We start from the raw sequence: 7,995 nt of genomic DNA, 5'->3' as shown, positions 1-7,995 counted from the left end.
TTTCTACACAAAATACAGGCAAATATACAATGAATCAAATAAACCCAAATCAGGTAGGTTTCAGGTATCTAATATGAGGCCGGGGTCGCGTTCGACTCGATTCCTTCCGGGGTCACAAATCAAAAGGAACCTGATAGGTTCCTTTTGATTTGGTGAATGGTGAATGTCAAATGATAAATGGAAGTCAAGGAAATTATAAACTACAATTTACTTTTCTTCGTTATTGTCAAATTTATGAATATTTAAAAATCTAAGTTCATGTATTCAATAACGATGCCAATAAATGATCCAAGTTTTCTATGCTCATTTTAAAGCCTGGTTCAAATCCCATCTCAATCATCTTTTCTAAACGAGTAAGCGATTCGTTCACAATGGTAATATGTACTTTGGTTATACCATTTTGCTCGCTGAAATTATACTCCCAAGCCGAACCAGGTAATTCCCGATTTTCTTCTGCATCGGCAAACGTATTGTACATCTTAAAATTTGTTTTTGGAGTAATTGACGTGTATTCCTGAACTGACCATCGCTCCATGCCCTCTGGACTTACCATGGCATAAAATCGACGACCTCCAACTTCAAAGTTTATGTATTTAGTTTTGGCTGACCAAGGTTTAGGTGCCACCCATTGATCCAAAAGTTCCTTTTTAGTGAAGGCATCCCACACCAATGGAAGTTCAGCAGCAAATTCCCTTGCTATGTAAACCGTTTTTTGAGGCTTATTGACCGTAAATTCAAAAAATAAGTTCGTTTCCATAATAGTAAATTATTTCGTTTGAGTTTTCATTTTTTCTAACAACTCGTCCAGTTGATTGAATTTGGTTTCCCAAATAGCCCTAAACTGTTCCAACCACTTATCCACCTCTTTCATTTTATCTACTTCCAAAGAATAATAAATTTCTCTCCCCTGATGCTCCTGCTTAACCAATTCGCATTCACTAAGGATTCGCAAATGTTTCGATACGGCTTGTCGTGTTGAGTTAAAGTTTTCGGCAATTGCATTAGGTGTCATAGCCTGCAAAGCAATTAATGTAAGAATAGCCCTTCTAGTTGGGTCTGCAATGGCTTGAAAAATATCTCTTCTCATAAACTCTTTTTTCTTAATATATGAAACCGAACGGCTGCAAATATATAAGCAACTGTTCGGTTTCCCAAAAAAAGATTGATTTTTTAATATCAAATATTCAAACCAAAGGAATCGGCCATTCTACACGTTTCATTATAAGCTTAACTCCAACAATAGAGGGAAACGTAACATGAGCAAAGTGGAATTCGTCTTCGATTAACTTTCCCCCTTCTTTTTTTTGTCTTCCTCATTCTCTCCACATCTCTTCAGAAACACCTAGATTCTTGACATACCAAAAACAAACTGGCCATCCGCTTCCGAAATAAGTCCTTAGCTGTTTTGATCCTTGTTTTACTCATCGAAGAAATATTTTCTTCTACCCCATCTTTTTTACGAATAGTGAATTGATTATTCTCAAATGAGTAACCTGACCTTCTTCCCAACCAATGAGGGTCTTTTTCATCAGCTTGTTTTCAAATCGGCAAAGGCCTATCTTGATCGTTTGCCATTATTTAATAAAACAAAAGGATCATAGGATGGCAGTAAGCGTTTGACAGATTATTTACCTACTCCTGTCGACAGGTAAAAGTGTAAACAAATAGTAACCCCTACCAAACCATTACTTTCAAGAGTAGATGATTCAAATCAAAAACCCCAATTTCCTAAACCGCATTCATTCAATCAGCAATCCTGAGGCTAGCCACTAATTCAAATTCAAACCAATAGCAACTCCCCAATAAGGCTTTTGTTGATAGATCCATTTCGAGGCATTTTCATCCATCAACTGATCAAATCCATAGGCTATTCCTAAGGTGAAATTATTGATGGCAATAATGCCTGCTAAGCCTTTGGAAAAGACAATGCCTTGATATTCGTATGTAATCTGTGATTGACTTACTCCACTATGAATCGCTGTACTTCCAAAACCCACAAAAGCCCCATAAGAAAGCCCGAAATGATCAATTTCCCTTTTGAATAAACTCCTAGGGGTTTTATTGTATCGAATGTAGAACCGATCACTACGTTTGCCAAAATAAACAGATGCGTTTATCTCCGTAATCATCTGGGTGGGTATACCATTCACCGATCCATGTATTTTGACTGGTATAGCCAATAAATCTAAATCAAATGTTCCCTTTCGTAAAATCATATTACCCATACTTTTAGACAAAACCAGTGGTAGCGTTTTTTCTACATTTGCTGTATTCGCACCCTCCGAAATTAGATGCAAAGTATCCTCGGTAACCTCAACTAAAACTTTAGTATGATTCAGCTGATAAACACCATTAACCAAATCAAATTTAGGGGTATTTTTAATGATACTACAACTTCCCAAAAGTATAATGAGGCTGAAATAAACGAGAATCCGCATATTTGATTAGTTTTGATACGCAAGTTATAAAATAGATATAAAGACAAAATTAAATATATTTATGCCAACGCAATACTTTGAAAATAAAAGCAATCAAATGCTTTGGATAGATGTAACTAACCCAAGCAAATTAGAGCTTGAAGAGCTTAGTAATCGTTTTTCATTGAACAAATATGCTCTTTCTGATTGCCTTCAACCTGACCATTTGCCCAAACATGAAGACATGTATGGAACCCATTTTATCATTACTCGAGTACAAACCGACCTTTTATCAAACCAACCTGCTTCCATTCAGTCCATGTCCACTAAAATTGCATTTTTCTATAGGCCTGGATTATTAATTAGTGTCCACCGATTGCCACATTCATTTATTGATATCATTCGTGAGAAATATTTTGATCAGGGAATATTTGAACAAGTTGAATCCATCGTAGCTAAAATGTTATGGCATATTTTACATTCTTATGAAGCTCTGGCGGTTAATCTTTCCAATGAAATGGATGATTTTGAAAGTAAGGTCTTTTCTCAAAATCTTAGCCCTAAAATGCTATCCGAGCTATACCAAATAAAACGTAAAGCGCTCATTAGCAAAAAACTATTATTGTTTAGTCAAGAAGCAATTAGCTCCGTAAAATTACCTGAAAACCAAGGCGATATAATCCAAGATGCCCGTGATTTACATCAGAAACTACTTCATATTTATGACCAAATACACGAAGATGTTTCCAACCTTGTTAGTTTCTATCTATCCATTTCAGCCCAAAAAACCAATGAAGTCATTAAAGTCTTGACCATATTCTCCGTCTTTTTTATGCCTTTAACTTTTTTGGTAGGAATCTACGGAATGAATTTTGACTACATGCCAGAATTACGAATATCTTGGGCCTATCCAAGCTTGTTGCTCATCATGTGCCTGATTAGTGCACTAATTTTTGTCTGGTTTCGAAGAAAAAAGTGGCTCTAATTAACACCTGAATAATCTTATCGCCGTGTACATTCGGATTAAAAAGTAGAATTTATATCCTGAAAATATATTTACACGCTCATCAAATATACCATCGAGCATGTGATATGTATCATATTCATTTTACATACTTGGCATAATACTGGACCTATGCAATATTTGAACGCTACCATATATATGAAACAACCGCTTAATCATTAGCTTAACTATTCCCATTTCATTAAGACACGTTCTATCTCGGTTTTAACTCGCAACAAATCCTGCTCATTCAAAATAAAATCGTGGTCCACATCTACAAATGACAATTGAATATGGGGTGATAACGTATACTTTTCAACGATCTCCTTTCCTCCATAGGGGTCTCTTTCTCCTTGAAAAATCATCATGGGTTTTTCAACCCAAGCCAAATGATCCGTACGAAATGCGGTATCTCCTTCTTCTGGATGACTAAAGGGATATCCCAAGCAAATAATATAGTCTACTGGCATGTGATTCGCGATGCTACTAATAACAATAGAACCAGCTGATCTAGCCAACACAACCAAATTTAAGGTTTGATTCGACTTCCGCTGAATATACCTGGATACTACACGTGTGCGAAATTCAATACTTGAAATACGTTTCAACACAAATAAAAGGAAGTCGAACAGCTGCCTTTGTACCAATACGACATAAACAGCCCGCAAAAAAGGAAGAAGCAAATGCTTTCCTAAAAACTTACCTGGACCTATTTTTCTCATAAAAAGAAAACGGATACGGTCCATGGGATCAAACCTGATTTCAAATCCACTTAATTTCAAATTACCTAAAACCTCTTGATATAAAGAACTATCACGATCCAGCGCCTCTCTACCTAAAACCAACAATATTTTCTTTTTACCTATTGAACTCATCCCCTATTGAATCCTGTATATCAAACAGCATCCTGTTTTAAAAAATGATTTACTAATTGTGCAATATCAAGGGAAAACTGCTTCACAATGTTCCATTTGGCATATGGCCGGTAAAAACATAAACTAACTTCTCTAGAAATAGAATTTCCTTCCATTTTCAACACTTGCATTTGTCGTTGATCATTTAAATTTCGTAAATATAATTCAGGAAGTAATGTCATACCTTGAAATTCATCCACCAAATTCAATAAGGTATCAAAGGTATTTGACTCAAATAACAAGTTAGTGGGCAAATGCTTGTTCTTTTTGAGGTCGCACCATTGAATAATTTGATCCCGTAAACAATGTCCCTCTTGCAATAAAAATATGCGTTGCTTGGCCAGTTCCTCTTTCTGAATAGACCTTCTTCCTTGATCCAAATATCCATAAACATGCAGTGGCTCTTGATATAACAAGGTCGTTTCCAAATCATTCGATGCTATAGGGGTACTCAATATTCCTATATCCAATTTCCCTTCACGTAAGTTTTTCATCAATTGACTGGTGGTCACTTCATAAATTTCTAAGACCAATTGTGGATACTTCTCTAAAATAGGTTTCAAAATAATGGGCATTAATGAAGAAGCGATCGTCGGTATTATTCCCATTTTCACCCTTCCTTCTATCTTACTATGAATGGCTTTGGAAGAAGCCAAAAGCGCATTCGCATGTGCAACCACTTGCTGAGCATGAACCAATATCTCCTTGCCATTTTCAGTCACCACAATCGGATTTGCCTTCCTATCAAAAATGACAATATCCAATTGCTCCTCCAATTTCTTTACCATAGCACTCAAAGTAGCTTGAGTCACATGGCAATAATCGGCCGCCTTGCTAAAACTTTTAAACTGGTCAACAGCTAAAATATATTCTAATTGATGAATATTCATGTATATAGATTTTATCTATGACAAATATAGAAAAATTCAGTTTTATCTATTGGCCTATTAAGTCTAATTTCACATCATCAGCTCTTAAAAATAAAATCACAAAATTACTATATCATGAAAAAACTGTTCATATTAAGTGGATTACTAGTATCTGCGACATTACAAGCGCAAGAGTACAATCCTCATCTTGGCGCAGCTGGAGCACATCCTACTGGTCCTAAAGAAGCGGGTACAAGCAACAAAGATTGGTGGCCAAGCTTATTGAATGTAAGTATGCTTCGTCAAAATTCTGAAAAGTCGAATCCCATGGGACCGAACTTCAATTACATCAAGGCCTTTAACAGCTTAGATTACTTCGCACTAAAAAAGGATATCGCTGAGGTTTTGACAAAATCACAAGATTGGTGGCCTGCCGATTTTGGTAATTACGGGCCTTTGTTTATTCGTATGGCTTGGCATAGTGCAGGAACATACCGGACAGGTGATGGTCGTGGTGGTTCTCGTGCGGGACAACAGCGCTTTGCTCCTTTGAACAGTTGGCCCGACAATGCCAACTTAGATAAGGCCCGTCGATTATTATGGCCTATCAAACAAAAATATGGAGATAAAATTTCTTGGGCCGACTTAATGGTATTAACAGGAAATGTTTCCTTAGAACAAATGGGATTCAAGACTTTTGGATTTGCAGGTGGCAGAACAGACGTATGGGAACCTGAAAGCAATGTATATTGGGGTTCTGAAAAGAAATGGCTCGATGATAAAAACCGTTATTCAGGTGATAGAAAATTAGAAAATCCACTAGCAGCCGTTCAGATGGGTTTAATATATGTTAATCCCGAGGGTCCCAAAGGCGTACCAGATCCAGTAGCTGCTGCTAAAGATATCAGGGAGACTTTTGGAAGAATGGGGATGAATGATGAAGAAACGGTGGCCTTGATTGCCGGTGGACACACCTTTGGTAAAACCCATGGAAAAGGCCCTGCTACCCATGTAGGTCCAGATCCAGAAGCCGCAGGCATTGAAGAACAAGGTTTGGGCTGGAAAAGTACGTATCAATCAGGAAAAGGAAAAGATGCCATTACTTCTGGTCTAGAAGTAACTTGGACATCCACTCCTATCAAATGGGGAATTGGATTCTTGAAAATCCTATTCAATAATGAATGGGAATTAACGAAAAGTCCAGCAGGTGCTAACCAATGGGTAGCTAAAAATGGAAAAGCCATCATTCCGGATGCTTTTGATCCCAATAAAAAGCAATTGCCGACCATGCTGACTACAGACCTTTCACTGCGTATGGATCCTGCATATGAAAAAATTTCCAAACGATATTTAGAGAACCCAGAGGAATTTGCCAAAGCCTTTGCCAAAGCTTGGTTCAAATTAACGCATCGGGATATGGGACCAAGTTCAACCTATTTAGGGCCTGAAGCTCCTAAAGAAGCATTAATCTGGCAGGACCCTATTCCAACGGTCAATCATCCTTTGATTAATTCCCAAGATGTGGCTCTTCTAAAATCAAAATTATTGAATTCTGGTTTATCCATCAGTGAATTAGTGAGTACTGCCTGGGCATCTGCCTCCACTTTCCGTGGTTCAGACCGCCGTGGGGGTGCCAACGGAGCCCGCATTCGCTTATTACCACAAAGAAACTGGGAAGTAAACAATCCCAAGCAATTAGAAAAGGTATTGACTGTACTTGAAAAAATCCAACAAGATTTCAATAAAAATTCTGGTAAAAAGAAAATTTCTTTAGCTGATTTAATTATTCTTGGAGGAAATGCCGCCATTGAAAAAGCCGCTAAAAATGCGGGGCAATCCATCCTAGTTCCATTTACGCCAGGCAGAATGGATGTTAGTCAAGAACAAACAGATGTCAACTCATTTGCGGTTTTAGAACCAATGGCCGATGGTTTCCGAAACTATTTGAAAACCCGCTATACCCTCTCAACAGAGGAATTGTTCATTGACAAAGCACAACTTTTGACTTTAACAGCACCAGAGATGACGGTACTAGTGGGTGGTATGCGAGTGTTGAACACCAATTACAATGGTTCGAAACATGGTATTTTCACGAATAAAAAAGACGCCTTGACCAATGATTTCTTTGTTAATTTATTGGAAATGGGAACCACTTGGAAGCCTAGCTCAGATACCAAAGAAGAATTCATAGGAACAGATAGTCAAACTGGTGCCATCAAAGCAAGTGCTACTCGAGCTGATTTAATCTTTGGATCGAATTCGGAATTACGTGCTCTAGCTGAGGTATATGCTACAAAAGACGCTGAAGGTAAATTTGTTAGTGATTTTGTTAAAGCATGGACTAAAGTCATGAACCTTGACCGTTTTGATTTAGTATATAAAAAATAGGTAAATATAGATTTGATTGAATGGAAAAGCCGACTCTTCTGGGGTCGGTTTTTATGTTTTTTGGGATTGTTAACCAAAATGAACCGGGTAGTTCTGCTCCTTTTGACTCATATACTCATTTATAACTTTTCAAAGTTTATATGTTTATATATTAAACAAGAAATTCATGTTAAGACTTGTTAAAGTTTTATTAAAATGCGACAAAAGTAGACTTTTAAGCTACGAGTTATCAAATAATTGCCTCTAAATAATATCCTATTATTTGTCTTCTTACGAATGAAACATCTTCATCAAGTATTCCTAGCAATTCATTCGAAACGGAATTCAACATAAGCCAATTAAAGGTAAATAGTTCAAATTAGGGCTATTTCAACATTTCATATAGAAAATACAAATCCCTACAA

Annotated in this window: 7 protein-coding genes; 2 read left to right on the top strand and 5 right to left on the bottom strand. The window is 37.0% G+C overall.

The window, feature by feature from the left end:
- Positions 1 to 256 precede the first annotated feature (256 nt).
- From U0R11_RS03375 to U0R11_RS03365, 3 genes are all read right to left on the bottom strand, one after another.
- Positions 257 to 757, bottom strand: coding sequence for an SRPBCC family protein (locus tag U0R11_RS03375; protein ID WP_406749804.1), 501 nt, complete (start codon positions 755 to 757; stop codon positions 257 to 259).
- A gap of 9 nt (positions 758 to 766) precedes the next feature.
- Positions 767 to 1,087, bottom strand: a complete 321-nt coding sequence (locus U0R11_RS03370; protein ID WP_269003713.1) for an ArsR/SmtB family transcription factor — start codon at positions 1,085 to 1,087, stop codon at positions 767 to 769.
- A 682-nt stretch (positions 1,088 to 1,769) separates the two neighbouring features.
- Positions 1,770 to 2,438, bottom strand: a complete 669-nt coding sequence (locus tag U0R11_RS03365) for a hypothetical protein (protein ID WP_406749803.1) — start codon at positions 2,436 to 2,438, stop codon at positions 1,770 to 1,772.
- Positions 2,439 to 2,499: 61 nt separating this feature from the next.
- Here U0R11_RS03365 and U0R11_RS03360 point away from each other — a divergent pair, with 61 nt between their 5' ends.
- Complete coding sequence (locus U0R11_RS03360; RefSeq protein WP_166374405.1) at positions 2,500 to 3,402, top strand: CorA family divalent cation transporter; 903 nt, start codon at positions 2,500 to 2,502, stop codon at positions 3,400 to 3,402.
- Positions 3,403 to 3,608: 206 nt separating this feature from the next.
- Here U0R11_RS03360 and U0R11_RS03355 read toward each other — a convergent pair whose 3' ends face one another.
- Entirely contained in the window at positions 3,609 to 4,295 is a 687-nt protein-coding gene (locus tag U0R11_RS03355; protein ID WP_406749802.1) for an alpha/beta family hydrolase, read from the bottom strand.
- Positions 4,296 to 4,315: 20 nt separating this feature from the next.
- The gene (locus tag U0R11_RS03350; protein WP_406749801.1) at positions 4,316 to 5,224 is read right to left on the bottom strand and encodes a LysR family transcriptional regulator; all 909 of its coding nucleotides are present in this window, start codon (positions 5,222 to 5,224) and stop codon (positions 4,316 to 4,318) included.
- Between the two features lie 114 nt (positions 5,225 to 5,338).
- Here U0R11_RS03350 and katG point away from each other — a divergent pair, with 114 nt between their 5' ends.
- Positions 5,339 to 7,591 (top strand): catalase/peroxidase HPI, encoded by a 2,253-nt coding sequence (gene katG, locus U0R11_RS03345; RefSeq protein ID WP_406749800.1) that lies wholly within the window; start codon positions 5,339 to 5,341, stop codon positions 7,589 to 7,591.
- Positions 7,592 to 7,995 lie beyond the last annotated feature (404 nt).

The organism is Aquirufa salirivi (assembly GCF_045310485.1).
Lineage (GTDB): Bacteria > Bacteroidota > Bacteroidia > Cytophagales > Spirosomataceae > Aquirufa > Aquirufa salirivi.
Note: the sequence above shows the minus strand (reverse complement) of the source record. Positions and strands in the feature narration are given on the sequence as shown.